Below are 17,468 nucleotides of genomic sequence, written 5' to 3' on the forward strand. Positions count from 1 at the left end.
GCTCTCGTGCTGACTCTCGATTGTTTACGACGCGCACACCGGTTTGCATCAGCGTACGATCGGCGGGCGCCGCACAAACGACACCAACGGTTCGACCCAACTTGGCGACGGTGTGTAGATAAGCCCGTGCCCTGTGCCATCCTGCACCCTGAGCTCCTGAAACTCGCTCACCCGTGTTGAGGACTGCACCAGCGGCGCACACGAACCCGCCCATCTGTCCGCCACATCATACACGGCCAGCACACGGCCACTCAGCGTGATGGCGTGCTGCTCGGCGATCGCCATCGCGTCTGCGCTGCAGCCCGCCAAGAGCACAATATTAACGGTCGAATCGTCGAGCAGGCTCGAAACACGCGCGGCAATAAAAGCCCCCTTGGAGGCGCCCGCAATCGTGATACGCGACGCAGGCACGCCCTGCCGCATGAGCGTTCTTACCTGTTCGGCGATGCGATTCGCCTCGATTTCAACATCGGCACCTTGTGGGCGCGCGCGGCTAATCACGTCAAATCCGTGTGCGGCCAAGGTTTGCAAGATCGACACGTATTGGTATTCACCCAGCATCGGACTCACCGCCGCTAAACCCTGATCTTCGATAATCTTGCCATGAAGATAAAAAAGATAATCGGTGTTACTCGACGGCACAACATGAGCGAATGCAAACGCCTCCATTTGATCACTAAAATTCTGTTCGTTTGCTAAGCGCGTCGTAAAGTGCCGCTCGGCACTGAGCAGCGCCTTGCCAAGCAGTGTTGTATCCACGAACGCGTCAGCACCTTCGAATTTGCTTCGACGCATGCGTGCGAGCTGATCAAAGTAGTAGTCCGGGTGACCGGACACCACAATATCGGGTTGCATCGCACGGGCGCGTGCAAACGTCAGTCGATAGTCTTCGACAATGCCAGGATATTGCTCGGGCTCAAGCGAGTTAGCCGCCACCGAGGCACTGCAAAAGAACATCAGCGAAAGTGTCTTGTTGTGGTACCGCACGGGCATCGTCCACGATGTGCAGCCACGCGAATGGCCCGGCATATGCACCGCAGTGAGCGCAACACCGCCGAGGCTCAAAACGTCTCCATGAGCAATGACTTCATCAACTTCAACGGGCGGCGCGGAAAAGCTCAGATTGTCTTCCGAACCCAGATAGACCCCCTGTTCAAGCGCAGAACGATCGCCCTCCATGGCCACCAATCTTGCGCCGCTGAGTCGTTTTAACTCGGCCAGCCCACCCGAGTGATCAAAGTGCGCGTGCGAGTTAAGAAGGACTTTCACATCCTGGATGGCAAACCCAAGCTCGGTGATACTCTGCACGATCATCGGTGCATTCTGTGGCAATCCACCATCGAGCAAATAGTGCCCATCCGGAGTGGTAATAAGATAACTACCGAGCCCCTTCGTGCCAACGAAATAGACGTTTTGAGCCACGCGATAGGGCGTGATCGGTTCTATCCAAGTGGGATTGGATTCGCCCCATTGAATCCAAGGCGCGGCGGCCGAGGGCGTATCGGTGTCGGTGGGTATCGGCGACTGGCACGCACCGAGTGACAGCGTCAGACACAGCAATCCGGTTAATCGTCTCATGGGCTATGTCCAGGCCGGATCAATGTCGCTCGGCGCCGTCATGAGTGCATTCGAAACAACGTCACACATCGGTCGACTAGAGGCGCTCAGACGCCGATAGCGGTTCAGACTTTGCGTCCGGTTCAGCGGCTGACGACACGGCCGCACGAGCCTCGTCGATTTGTACCATCAGTGTCTCCGCCATCGTGACAAGCTTGCCGGCCGGATGAGCCCACGCTTTTACCGATCGAGTCAACACGTCCGCCTCGTCCAAGCGATTGGTGTGTACATAGGCACCGGCCAGCTCAATCCGAATGCCTAGATTCGACGGCAACAAACGATTGGCTGCCTCCAGCGTATCGATCGCCTTAGCGTGATCACGCTGAAGTAGAAAACTCCTGCCGTATAGTGCGTAGGTCTCGGGTTTTGAGTCATCGATTTGCCAAGATTTGCCGATGTATTTGCGGGCGGTCACTAAATGACCGTCGCGTAAACTCTCGTCTTTTTCCAGGCGGGCACGCGTCAACCAATAACGACCGATATCCAGCAACACAATGGGATCATCGGGACTGAGCCGGTAGGCGGCATTGAAATGCGCTTCGGCGTCGGCATGACGCTCCAGGGAAGTGGCGACATTCCCCAATCCCGCTCGCGCTCTGCCGGCCAACGCGGCATCCTCAACGGCCACCTCATACCAGGCGCGGGCTTGTTGTAATTGATTGAGGCGCAGTGCGGCGTTGCCAAGCAAATGCGAAATTTCCTCTCGACTGACCGATCGAGATTTCGTTTCAAAATCGCGCAACAGTTCGTCCGCCGACAGGCCAATGTAATCAAAGTCGCCCTTCCGGACATAGCGTTTGAGTCGGCTGTTAAAGGTAGTGATATTGATACCAAACGCTTCTCGAAACGCGTCCACACTGTCTTCTTGCTGCTCGATTCGTCGAAGATAATCGGCAAAGTGGTCGGCATGATCGGGATAGGTTTGAAGATAGTGCACCGCGGCCCAGGCACTGGCGTAAAACATGCAGTGGCCGCGACCTTTACCCGATATAAGATCGGCCGCCGACAACCAGTGACAGTTGTGAAACGATCTGCGGCGCATCGACGGAAAGCGGCCCACTTCGAAGCTATCGCCATTCAGAACAGCGGAACTGAAGTACTCGGCAAAACCCTCGGCAAACCAAACTGGATACGCCTGCACGCGACCACTTCGCGACAGATAATGCACGTATTCGTGCAAAATCGTCGCCGCATCTTCGGAGAATTTCGAGTCGCGAACCAAAATCAGATTCTCGCGTTTACCGGACGCAAACAATCCCAAGGTGCGATTGCTCACTCCGAGCTTGCGTAGGTCCGGCGCCGACTCGACTGAGATAATCACCGTTTTTATGGGTGATTCGGTGATCTCAATATTGGTGAGTGCCGGAATGGCAGCACGAAGCAGTTCGAGATTGTGAAGCAACTCGGTGGCGTCAGTGACCGGCAGCAAACTGTAAAGGGTGAAATGCTTGGAGGACACTTCGTGCCAGAGTCGGTCCTCCAGGCCGCTTGCGTGAACAATGCTACCTACGAAAAGCACCCCGCTCACCAAGAGCAGCTTCCAACTTAGCTTGCGCATTCGCACATCCTTTTACTGCCGTTAAGCGCTGTTTCGACGCGTTGCCCAAGGGTATAATGTACCACGCAAAAGAATACGAAAAGAAACACCGTATTCAATGGCTTAGACGCCCAAATTCGCCTTCAAACAAAGCAGAAAAGAATGATCAGCGACGTCACAATCATCCTTTTTATCGCGTGCTCGGCGTTCCTCGTCGTCATTGCCGCATCGTTCTTACTCGCCAAGGACGTCCATCTTCCGGAAATTTCAGGTGGCGCGATTCCTCATCAAAAAAACGCCAAGACCGTCTTTTGGTTAGCGCTGATTTTCCTGTGCATTATCGGCCCGACTTTTTTTCTTTCGATTTGGCTCGGTGTCCAATACGAGGCGGGATTCTGGACCTTATTGATGGCGGCCTACGTGATGATTGTCATGCTGAACGCGGTCGATCTACTGATTTTCGACATCGCCATTTACATGTGGTGGTACCCGAGTTGGTTGCGCTACGAGGGATACGCACCGATTCACCGCTATTCCTACCATTTTCGAGCCGCCATACGAGGCGTAACCGTTGTCGGCGTGCCGCTCGCGCTGATGGCCGCCGGCACGGGGTGGGGTATCGGTAGGTGGGCAACCTAAACGCTTCGCACTGAAGCACTGAGCCGCCGACAACGACTCACCCGGTCTTGCACTCGCCGCCTAGCGGTGACGGGCGGTCTGACTGGCGTTCTCGCGAAGCGAGCGAAGATAAATCGCGTAGGGATTGGCTTTGTAATCGAGCAAATCAATCGCGCGCTGTACGCGTGACTGAGTGCTGGCGCGCACGCCTCGCTCGCCGTTCGCCACGCGCGATGCCGTTTTGGTCGACACGCCCGCGAGCTTTGCAACGTCCCTCAGAGTCGGAACAACTTCCTGTGTTTTCAAACCGTTCATGATTTTTTCCTCAAAAAACTGGCTGCGAAGCGCATGTTCGTCGCTCGGGGTGCAGATGAGGCAATGCGCCTCGCAGCCAATCGGACCCTTTCCAGTAACAGCACGATCGATAGAGGGCGGCGGTGTAGCGCAGAGTCTCAATCAACACCCGACAGTCCGCCAGATCGTAGGTGGATCCGGGGTCAACGCATCCACACCGTCACGCTACTGGGTTGAGCGTTCGCGGACAAACGACAAAAAGTCACTGACGGCATGAGAAAAAATCACCTGAGCCCGGCAAACGTATCGAGCGTCCAGCGACGAAACGCTCGCACCGCTTCGGTGCGTGCAGCCTGTCGAGTACTGACAAAGTAATACCGATATGGGGTTTGCACCTCGTGCACGTAGAGACGCTTCAAGTGACCCTGATCAAATCGCTCATTGGCCGCTGGAATCGGGGCAAGCGTTACGCCCACACCACGTTCGGCGGCACTCACCAGGGCCACCGTAGAATCTAAGGTCAAGGTGGTAGTCGGCGCTGGGAGGGCAACACCGGAATCCTCGCACCACCGATCCCAATCGTCCGTGCGGCTACTGTGTTTCAAAATCGGAAACGACTGCACAACGCGGCCTTCTGTATCCACCAGTTTTTTATACAAGTCAGGCGAACAGGCCGGTACCTGTCGCAAGGGTAAAAACGCATCCGCTGCCATGCCCGCCGGCGCGCGCTTAAAAATGCGAATGGACACATCCGCCTCTACCGGATGGCGCTCGGCATCTTCATCGGTGGAATCCAGGTGTATGTCGATATGTGGGTAATTCAGCGTAAAGTCGGCCAGTCTCGGCACCAGCAATTCGCTGGAAAAAAATGGCTGCACCGAAATTCGAAGCAGATCACGCTGCTGTCGATTGCGAAAGTGGGCCGTCACCGTATCGAGCTCCGTGATGAGATGGTTCACGCTATCGAATAGTCGTTCACCATCTTCGGTGAACGTGAGTGACGGATTGCTGCGATCAAATAACGGTCGCCCTACTTCCTGCTCTAGCGCTTTGATTTGTCGACTCACCGCCGACGCCGTGATGTGCAGCTCTTCGCTGGCTATTCGGAAACTCAAATGTTTACCGGCCACGCAAAACGTGCGCAACCCTCTTAGCGAAAGCTGTTTTCGATGTTTGGCCCGATTCGGCATGAGACTCTGTAAACGGAAAGCGACTGACCCTTGCAGATTGCAAGTATCATGCCACGTCATTCTACGGGGATTCGCGTGCGCGGCCGCCCGCCGCGCACTGATGCGGTGCGCTTGGTGCCTCTTAGCGGTGCAAAAAAGTGAGCGCGCCACGCTCGCGGTAAGGCAATCGCCCTTCGTTTCAGATGCGGCAAACCGCGTGCGTTTGCACGGTTCACGTGCGGGAGACGCCATGCGGGAATGGCCTTAGACCGAGTGTCGCCCCCGACTGCGCCCGTCCGGTTGAAGCTGAAAATTGAACGACTGCTCCACGGTCTGTTCGATGGGCTCTCCGTTTCGCAAAAGAGGCTCAAATCGCCACTTCGACACCGCGCGCATCACCGCCCGCTGAAACATCGGCCGCGAATCGCGATTGAGTACCGACACGTCATTGACCTTGCCCGTAGCATCCACTTGAATCGACACAACCACTTTATCCATGTAACCGCGAGCGCGAGCGCGAGTGGGATACCGGGGTGTCACGCTGTGAATCAACGCACCACCTGTTATGACTTCGGCAGGCCGTTCGGCGGCCATCCGCCCTACCGGAGAGATTGCTGTGTGATAGGCAGGTAGCGCCGACAGCCCAAACTCACCGGCGCCGGGATCAAACGAATGCAACGCCATCATGTCGACCGACGATGCCACCAAACCACCCGTCACGTCCTCGTTGACTGAGCCACCCGTCGCAGTCGTCGTCGCCGATTGATGCTTCGGTAGTGCATCGCGCCCACGCGCAAGCGTTGCCGCTCGCACCGTTTCGTGTCCGCTCTCGGCGGACGCGCGCAACCTATCGGACCGATTTGCGATGCGCTCAGACGCTGCCATTTCAGCATTAGAAATGGGTGCACTAAAGGTTGGCGGCAGCGCAAGGCGCCCTGTCGCGCTCAATTCGTTGGCACGCTCTTTCTCGGTCGAAACGCCGCGGGGTTGAGACCGCGAAGGCGATGGTTGCGCTTGCGCGGTGAGCGCAAAGGTGAGGTTTGAGATCGCGTCCGCACTGACGGGGCGGCGAGGATAGTGCGCGAGTCGGATCGGTTCGAGTCGAGTGACCGCACGCGAGGGGGCATCCGTCATCGTTACCGCCGCAGCGCGCGTCTCATCCGGCGACACATGCGCCAAATGCAGCGCGACGAGCGCCACAGCCGCCGCGGTGAGGCGCAGCGCAACGGCGGGCATAAAACCCCAACGCTGGTGACGTCGGCGTGTCACCATGCGCGCAATGCGCGTGACCAAGGGCCCGTCCGTGGCCGCCAACCGCCAGGTCGGTGCCTCATGCTGACGAAGCGTTTCGAGTTTGCTCAAGGCATGGGCATAGCACACCCGCTCGTTGAACGTTGAAATGACGATATCGTCGCAGCACAGCTCGCGTTCATGGCGAATCGTACGCGTGAGTACAAACACCACCGGGTGGAAAAACAGAACGGTTTCCGCCGAGACAAGCACATAGTTAATCATGTGGTCTTTGCGCCGAAAATGCGCCAGCTCATGCGCGATGATGAGTTCGAGTTCGCGCACGGACAACCCCAACAACGCGCTACTCGGTATGACCACAAGCGGCTTGACGACACCCACCAACATCGGCACCGATGCCGCCGCCGACTCAACCAGCGCCACCGGCACACGAATACCCATCGCGCGACGCACATGCTCAAACGACTCAGCCAAGGCCGGAATCGACCAACTATTCGCGATGGTTTGCCGTTGAAGCCGCCGCCAATCGCCAGCCACGCGCCACCCCGATGCCGCCACTCCGGCCAGCCAAAACGCACAGACCCAGGACATCAGCGACCCATCGAACGATGACGGGCTTGTCGACCACGTCGCCAAATAACCGGTTGCGGCAGCGGTGCTCTCCGCCACCGGCAGCGTGAACAGCAGTGAACCGAAGGTGAGCAGCGGCAATCCCATCAACAGCAACAGCCAGCCCAGCGCGTTACTGTGTCGTACGATCGGCGTGGCGTTGCCGACAGCGACTTTGGACAGCGCGAACAGCACGCCAATAATGAGGCCTTGCCACACTGAATGCAGCAGAGTCCATCCGAGCGCGTTGATCACCTGTTCAAAGGACAGTGGCATATTAAGACTCGGCGTTTTGCGCCTCGAGTTGATCGAGCAAGGACCGAATCTTATCGAGCTCTTCTCGACTGGCGGACTGCGCCGAACCCAGTGCCTGAACCACCAATTTTGACGCCGAGCCGTCGAAGGCGCGCTGCACCAGATCGGATGTGAGTTGATTCTGCACGCTCACCCGACTCGAGACGGGTCGATAGACGTGGGCACGCCGCGAGTCATCCCGCACGACCAACCCTTTGCGATGCATGATCTGGAGCAACTTCAAAATGGTGGTGTAACCGCTCGCGTTGTTGCCCGGCATCGCTTCATGCACCGCTCTGACCGTCGCGGGTCCGTGATCCCACAGCACGCCCAGAATGACCAGTTCAGCGGGAGTCGGCTTCGGTGCCAGCGGCTCATTGAGGTTTGTCATCATGCTTCTCGATCTTACCGATTCAAACTCCCAACCTACTCCGATTATTAACGAAAGTCTACGTAGATAGAAACCGGACTTAAAGAGCCATCTAAGTGATTGATTTTTATTTGTCGCCCAGAACCCGATTCCCGTCGGACGAACACGGGTTTTTTACGTCAAATCAGGGGTTTTTCATCTGCAATTCACCCATCGCTGTGGCATCATGGACGCAACCGGAGCCGTGCCTTTTCCGGCACAGTAGTTAAGGAGACGCATTCGGAAAGTAAAACCAGTTCAGACGAGACTGCATGAAAGACAATAACAACCGCATCTTGAGTGTCATTGACGGCCGCGATTCGCCGAGTGTGCAAGAAACTTGCACCCAAAATTCAGTGACCGAAGACCTGATGGACGAGATGCGAGTGGCCACCTGGCACTGGAACAGCGAACTGGAAATCGGGCATTGGGTGCCCACGCAACCCGACTGGTTGCCACCCCAAGCACTCACCGACGCCGATTCGTTTGTCCGTCACCTTCACGTTCACGACCAAGAGTTTTTCGCAACCGCGTTGAACGACCGTGAACAGACCTCATTTGAAACGCAGGCTCGCCTCATCGCTGATCAGGATGAACGTTGGCTGCACATTCATGGACGCCGAGATCCCGAGCAACCTGAGCTCATCGTGCTCGCCATTCGCGACGCCACGGCGGTCAAAAGTCTACAGCGTACACTTCAAGCGCAAATCCGGCGCCATCAAGAAATGGTGCGCGACACCGAAGCCATCGCCTTTGAGTTTGAGCTGCCCGGCTGGAACGTCAAACACATCGACCGTCAAATCGAGAGCCTGTTGGGATACCCAACGGCGGATTGGTTACGCCGCGGCGAATTTCTCAAAGAGAACGTGTTCACTGACGACTGGCCTCAATTTGATGAATTAGCGGGTGCCGACAACGACAACTCCGACCGGTACACCTTTGAGTTTCGCATCCGCACCGCCAGTGGCGAATTACGCTGGCTGCGCATCGCCGGGCGTCGCATTCCGGCTGGCAAACGTTCACCACCCCGCGTGCGCGGCGTCCTACAAGATGTGTCGGAGTCGCGTTTGGCAATCGAAGCGCAACAGGTGAGCGAAAAACAGCTCAGCATGCTCTACGACCAGAACCCATCGATGTTTTTCAGCATGGATGGCGACGGCATCATTCTGTCGGTCAATCGCTATGGCGCTGAACACCTCGGCTATCGCCCAGAAGAGTTAATCGGACAAAAGGCCCACCGGCTTCACCTGCCATCCCAACGTAGCGCCATGCGTGAGCGTTTCAACGATTGTGTCAACGCCAATGGTGAAGTCCGTCATTGGGAAACTTGCTTGTTGCGTGCGGATGAAACCCCCCTCTGGGTACGTGTGGCGGCGCGTGCAACCGGCAAGGGTCAACGATCGGGCGTGCTGGCCGTTTGTGAGGACATCACCGAAGCCCGCGCGCTCTCCGATCAGCTAGAGTATCAAAGCCGCTATGACCTGCTGACCGGACTGGCGAATCGCAGCAACTTTGAGCAGTGCCTGAGCGATGCGCTCAAATCGGCCAAAGAACATCAATGGGAGCACGTGTTGTGCTACATCGACGTCGACCAGTTCAAAATTATTAACGATACGTGTGGCCACAGCGCCGGCGATCAGATGCTCCGCCGGGTCGGACACATGCTGTCGAAGTATCTTCGAGAAGAGGACATGCTGGCGCGTCTGGGTGGTGATGAGTTTGGCATTCTTTTCCATCGCTGCGACATTGACAACGCGCGGCGACGAGCCGAAGAAATCAACCAATATCTGGCCAGTCAACGTTTCAAATGGGGCGAAAACAACTTTAGGATCACCGCGAGTGTCGGCATGGTCGCCATCAACTCGCGCAGCGAGAGCGCTGAACACGTACTGAGTGTTGCTGACACGGCCTGTTTCGCGGCGAAAGACCTGGGCCGAAACCGCGTGTACTGCTCCACCGAAGAGGACGACGACGAAATCACCCGCCGACACGGCGAAATGAGCTGGATTGCGCGACTCCAATCCGCGCTCGACGACGACGGCTTCGAAGTATATAGCCAACTTATCCATCCGCTTGATGGTGATCTATCGCGAGGGCACTCAATCGAAGTGCTTTTGCGACTCAAGGATTATCAAGGCGATGTCATTTTGCCCGAGCGCTTTATTCGAGCCGCGGAGAACTACCATATCGCGACCCGCCTGGATCACTGGGTATGCGAACGTGTCGTTCGGTATTTCGACGAACATCTTGAGCAACTTGACGATCTCAACTTTATCTGTGTCAATCTGTCGGCGCAGTCGGTCACCGATAAAGAATTTCAAGCCAGTCTCATACAGATGCTGGAAGGCCGCCACGCCACCGCGCAAAAACTCTGCTTTGAAATCACCGAAAACGGCGTCATTGAAAATATCGACGCGGCCACCGAGTTTATCGCCAGCCTTAAAGCACTCGGCTGCCGTTTTGCGCTCGATGATTTTGGCAGTGGTGTGTCGTCATTCGCGTACCTGAAAAATCTCGAAGTCGACATCGTCAAAATCGATGGCATGTTCGTCAAGCACATTAATGACGACTCCATTGACCGCGCGTTGGTGGGGTCGATTAACGACATCGGTCACGCCATGGGCAAACAGACCATCGCTGAGTACGTTGAAGATGAGGATACGCAGCGCTGTCTGAAACAACTCGGCGTTGATTTTGCACAGGGGTTCCATATTCACAAGCCGGAACCCATGGCCGAGCAGATGAGCGCCTTGGCCGATCGGCGCTCAGCCAAATCGTAGGGCACGCTCCTACGTCCCACTCCCACATTCGAACACCGTAACCGTAGCGAGCGCGTGCCGCCGCTGCGTTAATGCCCGTGCTGGCTCGCAAACGCTTAACAGGACGAGGCGAACGGTTCGATCTGTGCTGAACCGACGGCGTATTCCCCGGGATCGAGTCGACGCAGTCGGTCAGTCACTCACGCGATTGCGACCCGCGCGCTTGGCACGATACATCGCCGAATCAGCGCCACCGATCGCCTGTTCGACCGAGGAGATGCGATTGCCAGGCTGTGTCCAGGTGCCGACGGACACCTGAGCATGAAGCGGCTTGCCGTTGTGCATGATCGTGGTTTTTGCCACCGCTTCGCAGAGGCGATCGCAGAACACCAGTGCATCGGTAGCGCCCGTATTCGTGAGCAACATTACGAACTCCTCGCCGCCAAAACGTGCGAGTAGATCCTTCTCACGACGCTGCGCCGACAGGGTGTTCGCCACTTCTCGTAATACATGATCACCGGCAGCATGACCGAGGTTGTCGTTAATGAGTTTGAAGTGATCGATATCGATCATCACCATCGTCAGCGGCTGATCTGATTCGCGCATTGATGCCAGCACCGACGCGCTCTTGCCGAAAAACCAACGACGGTTATGGAGCCCGGTCAGTTCGTCGGTAAGCGCAGCCGCTTCCAGCTGTTTTTCAGCGTGAATCTCGACGCGCGCACGGTATTCCACGCGGAGCAAGAAATTACCTATTTTCATTCGCGCCGAAGGATCCAATACGCAACTTGAAATCGCGTCGCCATTGACGTGAGTGCCGTTGGTAGAGCCCAGATCTTCCGCGATGATGCCGCTGTCGGTGAGTCTCACCCGGCAGTGCTGCCGTGACACCTGCGACCCTTCCAGCTGCACATCCACATGACGACCGCGACCAATCACCAGACCATTGGGCGTAATGGCATAACGCCCGGCTTTCTCACGCGGATGGACCACACTGAGGTACGGGCGATTATCACCCAGATGGGTGAAATGCGTCGGTCGCACTGCGACAACAGTGCGATCATCCGGATCCGAGCGTGTAAAATCTGGCCGTGACATAGCGTCTCCAACCCACCATTCAATGGCAGCGAGTGTACCGCGACGGTGAGGGTCCGTGTACAGTCTGTTATGTAACATAATACGCAAGCACCGATTCTCGTCGAAAATGCGTCGAAGCGCTAGCGGCGACGTAAATATTTGCGACGAAAAGCAAGTAAATTCAGCCGTCCACGTTCTTTTGAGCGCCACGAGCCACGATGAGAAGCGAAAGTGCGATACACTGACAACGGTGTCAGCAAAAGGCTCAGAGCGGTCAACACCGCCTCTATTAAAAAAACAACCTAGCCGGCTGATCACCAGGGCGACAATCAGTTCGATGCAGACTACCGCAGGGGGTATGCCATGCAGCTTTGGCTATTGAAGGGCGCGTTGATCGTGTGGGTGATGGTGACGATCGTTTTTTCAGGTTCGACGTACGCGCAAGACGCGTATCTTCATTTCGAAAGCGGTCATGTGCGACCCATGTCGATGTCGCCCGATGGGACGACACTTGCGGTGGTCAACACCTCCGACAATCATGTTGAGCTGTTTTCATTGCGCACCGACGGTCTGGTACACACACGCTCGGTGCCGGTCGGCATGGAGCCCGTGACCGCTGTGTTTCGGACCAACACGGAACTGTGGGTGGTCAACCATCTCTCCGACAGTGTCAGCATCGTCGACCTTAGCGGCTCACCCCGCGTGCGCCAAACGCTGCTGGTGGGAGACGAACCACGGGATTTGGTCTTCAGCGGAAACAATCGCGCGTTTATTACCACCGCGCACCGCGGACAGCACCGCACCCATCCGTCGATTGCCGCAGTAGACGGTGCTGGCGACCCACAGCTCACGACAGCGAGCATACCGCGCGCGGATGTGTGGGTGTTTGATGCACTGAATCCAGGCACAGCGCTGGGCGGCCTGCCGCTCGAAATCGTCGAGTTGTTTGGTGATTCGCCGCGAGCGCTCGCGGTCAGTCCCGATGGCAACACCGTATACGCCGCTGTGTTCATGTCCGGAAACCAAACCGCGGTCGTGAATGAAGGCGTCGTGTGCAATGGCTTTGGCGCGTCACCCTGTAATGGTGACGGCATTACGTCACCAAACGGCCTAGCCGGCGGACAAATGCCCGGCGGCATGCCCGGCCCGAGCACAGATGTCCACGGCGACAACGCTCCGGAAACGAGCCTCATTGTAAAGTACGACCCGGCCAGCGGCGAATGGCGTGACGAACTCGATCGCAACTGGAGCAATGGTATTCGCTTCACCTTGCCCGACTACGATGTGTTTGAAATCGATGCGTCGACGCTCGAAGAAACCAATAGCCACTCGGGTGTCGGCACGAACTTGTTTAACATGGCGGTCAATCCAGTCAACGGTGACGTCTATGTCAGCAACACCGAAGCGATCAATGAAGTGCGCTTCGAGGGCTCGGGCGTGTTTGGCGGATCAACCGTGCAGGGAAATTTGGCGCAATCGCGCATCACCCTACTGACCTCCACGGGCATGATCACTCGTCATTTAAACAGCCATATCGATTACTCGGTGCTCCCGGCTCCAGCGGGTACGGCAATGCATTCGCTGGCAACCCCCACCGAGATGGTGTTCAGCGCCGACGGTACCAAGCTCTATCTGGCGGCATTTGGCTCGTCCAAAATCGGTGTGTTTGACACCAGCTCGCTGGTTGATGGCACCTTCGATCCCACTACTGCCAGCAGCAACTATCTTGATGTGCCCGGCGGTCCGTCAGGCGTTGTGCTCGACGAGGGACGCAACCGACTCTACGTCACATCTCGCTATGAGAACGCAGTGGTCGCGATCGATTTGGCCAGTGGCAACACCATTGCGCAGCGTGCTCTGCACAATCCCGAACCAGCAGCCGTTATCGAAGGCCGACCCTTTTTGTACGAAGGTGGCTTGAGCTCTTCAAATGGCGAAGCCGCCTGCGCAAGCTGCCACTTGTTTGGCGATATGGACGGCCTCGCGTGGGATCTGGGTAATCCCGACGACGAAGTGATCGATAACCCCGCACAAGTCAATCTGCAGGCTCTGGTTGAGTTGCTGAATCAAGCGTCACCCTCGATCAATGGCACCGGCAGTATGAATCAGCTTCACCCCATGAAAGGGCCAATGACCACGCAAACTCTGCGCGGCATGTCCAACTCAGGTGCGATGCATTGGCGCGGCGATCGCGCGGTGGGGGTGTTTGGCACCGATGCCACGAATGAAGTGATCTCGTTCCTCAATTTCAACGTTGCGTTTCCGGGGCTGCTGGGTCGAGAGACGCCACTCGAGGTGGCGGATATGACCAAGTTCACCAACTTTGCGCTGGCGATGATACTCCCGCCCAACCCGGTTCGCGCCCTGGACAATACACTCAACGCGAACGAACAGGCCGGACAGAATTTTTATCTTGGCACGCGTCGCTCCGACGGCGCGCCGTTTGATTTTACGGGCGAACAAGATGGGTTTACGTGCGACGGCTGCCACGAGCTCAATCCGGCACTCGGACGATTCGGCACGTCAACCGCGGCAAGTTTTGAGGGTGAAGAACAAATTTTCAAGATTCCTCATTTGCGCAACATGTATCACAAGGTCGGTATGTTCGGTATGCCACAGGCCGATTTTTTCCGGCCGGCCGATACCAGCCACCAGGGCGATCAGGTGCGAGGCACCGGCTTTTTGCATGACGGCAGCACCGACACGTTGTTTCGTTTCTTCAGTGCCACCGTGTTTCAAAGCGCGGTCAACAACACGGTCGGATTTGAAAACGACCAGTCGCGAAGTGATATGGTCGACTATATGATGGCCTTTGATACCGACCTCGCACCCATTGTCGGCCAACAAATGACGCTCACCAGTACGAGCAATGCTGACGCGTTAGCGCGCGTCGATATACTGCTCGCTCGGGCTGGGGCCACGTTTGTGTCGGAGATTCTCGGCGGCACGACCACCGAAGCGGATATAGTCGTACATGGCGCGATTAACGGCATCACCGTGCGCTATGCTCGTCAAGCCGACGGCACCTTTCTACCCGATAGTGGTGGCGTCGCCATCAGCGCAACCGCACTGCGTGATCAGCTGCAAAGCGCCGACGACCGACTCACCTACACCGCGCTTCCACCCGGCTACGCGACGCGTGCTGGCATTGACCGCGATCTAGACGGTGTGCTCGATGCGACCGACAATTGCCCCGCTAACGCCAACGCAGCGCAAACGGACGGCGATGGCGATGGCATTGGCGACGCGTGCGACAACTGCACGACGAGCGGCAATGCCAGCCAGCTCGACACGAACGGCGATGGCTTCGGTAATCAGTGCGACGCCGACTTGGACAATAATAATGTGGTGAATTTCCTCGATCTGGCATTGTTGCAAAACGAGATTTTCCAAACGGGTGAGCTGGACGCGGATCTCAATGGCGATGGCGCCGTCAATTTCCTTGATGTCGCGTTATTTGGCGCCCAGTTCCTCGGCACACCCGGACCCAGTGCCATCAACTAACCCTCGAGTCGACCCCGCTCCGTCGGAGTCCGATTAGACGATGCATGCGATGGGGCCCATTTTCGGGCCCCATTGTTACACTCGGTAGCGTAAACCGATCGCGCGCCGCTCAACGTCGCCGCGCCATGTCGACAACGCATCCATCCGCGCCGCTCGACCACCGGCCAACACCGCAGGTCGTGCTCGAATGAGGACACGACGCTCAGACGCCTGTGCCCACTGGCTTGAACGCGACGACACAGATACTATGTCGGCCCGACGTTGAGCACCGATAGGCCCAGCGTTCACGGGCTGGGCCGGACACGCCCTATCCATTTTTCAGCGCAGGAACGCGGTGTGCGATGACGCCATACGCGCCTTATACCGTTTAATCGTAGGGACAGCTTTTGACCGATTCAGCGACACACTGGACAGCAAACGACGCCGCCGAACTGTATGGCATCGAACGTTGGGCCAACGATTACTTCTCGATCGACGCGCAGGGGCACGTATGTGCCCGCACGCTGCATGCCTCAACGCGCTTGAGCGAGATGGTTGAGGGCATGATCGAACGCGATTTGCAGATGCCCGTGCTGTTGCGTATCGAGAATCATCTGGATGCCCAGATCTTTCGCCTCAATGAGGCCTTCAAGGCCGCAATAGAAGAATTGGGCTACAACCGTCCCTACCGCGGTGTATACCCGATTAAGGTCAATCAACAGGCCCAGGTGATCGAGGAAATTGCCGACTTTGGTGCGCGCTATCAGCATGGATTCGAGGTCGGTAGTAAACCGGAAATGATCGTCGCACTGGCCACGCTACAGGCGCCCGATAGCCTAATCATTTGCAACGGCTATAAAGATGAAGAGTTCATTGAGCTCGGACTGCAGGCAATGAAGCTGGGCTACCGGTGTTTTTTCGTACTGGAAACGCCGACAGAACTGCCGATCATTCTGCGACGCAGCGACGAACTGAATGTGGAGCCCATGATCGGCGTGCGAGTCAAAATGACAACGCATGTCAGCGGCCATTGGAACAAGTCGAGTGGTGACCGAAGCAAATTCGGGCTTTCGACGGCACAGCTTATCCACGTCGTCGATGCGCTCAAGCAAGCCAACAAACTCCATTGTCTGAAGTTACTACACTGCCACTTGGGCTCGCAGATTCCGAATATCCAGGAAATTCGAGCAGGCATTACCGAAGCGTGTCGCTTTTACGCCGACTTAGTCAGAGAAGGTGCCGCACTCGATCATATCGATTTGGGTGGCGGACTGGCGGTAGACTATACGGGCTGGGCGAGCAATGACGATCAGAGCCGTAATTACACGCTGGAGCAGTACTGCACCGATATTGTCGACACGCTGAAGACGTCGTTCGATCAACACGGCATCGCCCATCCTACGATCGTAACGGAGTCGGGTCGCGCAACGATCGCCTATTCATCGGTACTGTTATTTAACGTGCTCGACACCACCCGGTTTGAAGCGCTCAGCCATACCGCGTCGCATGATGAAGAGCATCCAACAGTGCTGAAGTTACGCAATGTGCTCCGTGACCTGTCGGTTGACACAGTGCAAGAGAGTTTCAATGATGCGCATTACTATCGTGACGAAATACGAGAGCTATTTCGTCACGGTCAAGTCGATCTGCGCGAACGCGCGTGCGCCGAAAATTTGTTCTTTGATGTCCTGCAGAATGTCGCGGCGATTACCGCCACTATGGAACGTGTGCCAACCGATCTGGAAGACCTCGGCAACAGCCTAGCCGACATTTACTATGGAAACTTTAGCCTATTCCAATCGCTACCCGACGTATGGGCAATTGAGCAACTGTTCCCCATTATGCCTATTCACCGTCTACATGAACGCCCAGATCGCAAAGCGGTGCTCGCCGATATTACGTGTGACAGCGACGGCAAGATCGATGCATTTATCGGCGATAGCGACACGGCCAGCGTGCTGCCGGTGCATAGCTTAAAGGAAGGTGAAGAGTACTATTTGGGCGTATTTCTCATCGGCGCCTATCAGGAAACACTGGGCGACCTGCATAATCTGTTTGGCGACACCAACGTAGTGAGCGTACGCATTACTGGCGAAGGCACCTTCGAGTTTGTGAAGGAAATTCACGGCGATACGATTAAAGACGTACTGAGTTACGTCGAATACAACCCAAAAGAGCTACTGCTAAAATATCGCAATATAGCCGAACGCGCAGTGCGCAGTGGGCGAATCACAGCCAAGGAGCGCCAAGTGATCCTAAATACGTTCAACGACAGTTTGCAGGGTTACACCTATTACGAACGAGACGCTCAATGACCCGCGCAGCGCCAGTCTTTTTGCCCACTCGAACAC

Annotated in this window: 11 protein-coding genes; 4 read left to right on the forward strand and 7 right to left on the reverse strand. The window is 56.5% G+C overall.

What is annotated here, in order from left to right; translation table 11 throughout:
* Nucleotides 1-48: 48 nt before the first annotated feature.
* Together bla and AAF465_08240 are read right to left on the reverse strand one after the other, a co-directional pair.
* On the reverse strand, nt 49-1,578 hold the full coding sequence (bla, locus tag AAF465_08235) for a subclass B3 metallo-beta-lactamase (protein ID MEM7082707.1): 1,530 nt from the start codon (nt 1,576-1,578) through the stop codon (nt 49-51).
* 76 nt (nt 1,579-1,654) lie between these two features.
* The gene (locus AAF465_08240) at nt 1,655-3,175 is read right to left on the reverse strand and encodes a tetratricopeptide repeat protein (protein ID MEM7082708.1); all 1,521 of its coding nucleotides are present in this window, start codon (nt 3,173-3,175) and stop codon (nt 1,655-1,657) included.
* Between the two features lie 141 nt (nt 3,176-3,316).
* Between AAF465_08240 and AAF465_08245 the strand changes: the two genes are divergently transcribed.
* Nucleotides 3,317-3,793, forward strand: a complete 477-nt coding sequence (locus AAF465_08245) for a hypothetical protein (protein ID MEM7082709.1) — start codon at nt 3,317-3,319, stop codon at nt 3,791-3,793.
* A 60-nt stretch (nt 3,794-3,853) separates the two neighbouring features.
* Here AAF465_08245 and AAF465_08250 read toward each other — a convergent pair whose 3' ends face one another.
* The 4 genes from AAF465_08250 to AAF465_08265 form a co-directional block, all read right to left on the reverse strand.
* Nucleotides 3,854-4,087: a LacI family DNA-binding transcriptional regulator gene (locus AAF465_08250; GenBank protein MEM7082710.1), complete on the reverse strand. Its 234-nt coding sequence runs from the start codon at nt 4,085-4,087 to the stop codon at nt 3,854-3,856.
* A gap of 263 nt (nt 4,088-4,350) precedes the next feature.
* Nucleotides 4,351-5,256: a LysR substrate-binding domain-containing protein gene (locus tag AAF465_08255; GenBank protein MEM7082711.1), complete on the reverse strand. Its 906-nt coding sequence runs from the start codon at nt 5,254-5,256 to the stop codon at nt 4,351-4,353.
* A gap of 243 nt (nt 5,257-5,499) precedes the next feature.
* Entirely contained in the window at nt 5,500-7,371 is a 1,872-nt protein-coding gene (locus tag AAF465_08260) for a M56 family metallopeptidase (GenBank protein ID MEM7082712.1), read from the reverse strand.
* 1 nt (nt 7,372) lies between these two features.
* A complete protein-coding gene (locus tag AAF465_08265) occupies nt 7,373-7,780 on the reverse strand; it encodes a BlaI/MecI/CopY family transcriptional regulator (protein ID MEM7082713.1) in 408 nt (135 codons plus the stop codon).
* Between the two features lie 290 nt (nt 7,781-8,070).
* Here AAF465_08265 and AAF465_08270 point away from each other — a divergent pair, with 290 nt between their 5' ends.
* Nucleotides 8,071-10,578 carry an EAL domain-containing protein gene (locus AAF465_08270; GenBank protein ID MEM7082714.1) on the forward strand — a complete coding sequence of 836 codons (2,508 nt, stop codon included), beginning with the start codon at nt 8,071-8,073 and terminating at the stop codon, nt 10,576-10,578.
* Nucleotides 10,579-10,749: 171 nt separating this feature from the next.
* On the opposite strand, the gene AAF465_08275 is transcribed toward AAF465_08270, so the two are convergent.
* Nucleotides 10,750-11,655 carry a GGDEF domain-containing protein gene (locus AAF465_08275; GenBank protein MEM7082715.1) on the reverse strand — a complete coding sequence of 302 codons (906 nt, stop codon included), beginning with the start codon at nt 11,653-11,655 and terminating at the stop codon, nt 10,750-10,752.
* 342 nt (nt 11,656-11,997) lie between these two features.
* Between AAF465_08275 and AAF465_08280 the strand changes: the two genes are divergently transcribed.
* On the forward strand, nt 11,998-15,138 hold the full coding sequence (locus tag AAF465_08280) for a thrombospondin type 3 repeat-containing protein (GenBank protein MEM7082716.1): 3,141 nt from the start codon (nt 11,998-12,000) through the stop codon (nt 15,136-15,138).
* Nucleotides 15,139-15,524: 386 nt separating this feature from the next.
* Nucleotides 15,525-17,432: a biosynthetic arginine decarboxylase gene (gene speA, locus AAF465_08285; protein MEM7082717.1), complete on the forward strand. Its 1,908-nt coding sequence runs from the start codon at nt 15,525-15,527 to the stop codon at nt 17,430-17,432.
* Nucleotides 17,433-17,468: the final 36 nt, after the last annotated feature.

This window comes from Pseudomonadota bacterium (assembly GCA_039028935.1).
GTDB lineage: Bacteria > Pseudomonadota > Gammaproteobacteria > Steroidobacterales > SZUA-146 > SZUA-146.